Annotated in this window: 1 protein-coding gene and 1 pseudogene; one reads left to right on the forward strand and one right to left on the reverse strand. The window is 67.5% G+C overall.

Annotated elements, in window-relative coordinates; genetic code table 11:
- Positions 1 to 473 (forward strand): transposase (locus HCK04_RS40305; RefSeq protein WP_185949122.1); only part of this gene is annotated, 473 nt, incomplete at its 5' end.
- 68 nt (positions 474 to 541) lie between these two features.
- Here the strand turns inward: HCK04_RS40305 and HCK04_RS43305 are convergent.
- Positions 542 to 1034: pseudogene (locus tag HCK04_RS43305) on the reverse strand (transposase); the annotation flags it as partial.

A 1034-nucleotide genomic window follows, 5' to 3' on the forward strand; every position in this document is an offset into this window, starting at 1 on the left:
ACTACCTGCGGAACCTGCTCACCACCGTGCCCAAGTCGGCTCAGCCGTGGGTGGCCACCCTGGTGCGGACCATCTTCGACCAGCCGACCGCCGAGCAGGTACGCGCACAGCACCGCTGGGTCATCGACGCCCTGGCGGCCAAGTACCCGGCCGCCGCCGACCACCTCGACGCCGCTCGCGACGACCTGCTGGCCTTCGCCCAGTTCCCCAGGGAGATCTGGAAACAGGTCTGGTCCAACAACCCTCAAGAGCGGCTGAACAAGGAGATCCGCCGCCGCACCGACGTCGTGGGCATCTTCCCCGACCGCGCCGCCATCATCCGGCTCGTCGGCGCCGTACTCGCCGAGCAGACCGACGAATGGACCGAAGCCCGCCGCTACATGGGCCTGGACGTGCTGGCCAAAGCCCGCCTCCGCGTGATCCGCGGCGACACACCGGACCAGGAACAGCTCCCCGGCACCCTCACCGCTTAACCTGCAAAAACGGATCACGCGGTGGCAGGCTCGTACACCACCTCCGTGGACGTGACCTTGTTGTCCATGCCATAGGCCTCATCAGCGCTCACCCAGGAGGCCGGCACGCCCACCTTCACGGCTCGGGCCAGCAGCGTCCGGGCGAGCACCGGCTTAGTGGCGAACTCCACCTCCTCGCCGATTCCGGCCCGGATGCACCGCTCCCTGTCTTAAGTCCAGGACTTCGGCAGATACAGCTCGGTGTCGATCAGCGTCCTGCCCAGTGGGGAGGCGTAGGCGAGGAACACGCCAAGCTGGCAGTTCTCGATCCGGCCCGCCGTGCCGGAGTACTGGCGCTGCACCCCGGCTGACTCGCCGCCCTCCTTCAGGAAGCCGGTGTCATCACGATCAGTACAGCATCGCGGCGACCGAGGTTGCCCATCACGTAATCGCGCAGGTCAACCCCCACCTGCCGGGGATCCCCGTGGGCGCTGTTCAACAGCGCTGCATGCGAGCAGGAGCCGCGTCCCGGCCGCGTCCGCCAGTTGCCAGCCGTTCTTGCGCTCAATCGGAGCCAGCAAA

Source organism: Microbispora sp. CL1-1, from assembly GCF_012034195.1.
Lineage (GTDB): Bacteria > Actinomycetota > Actinomycetes > Streptosporangiales > Streptosporangiaceae > Microbispora.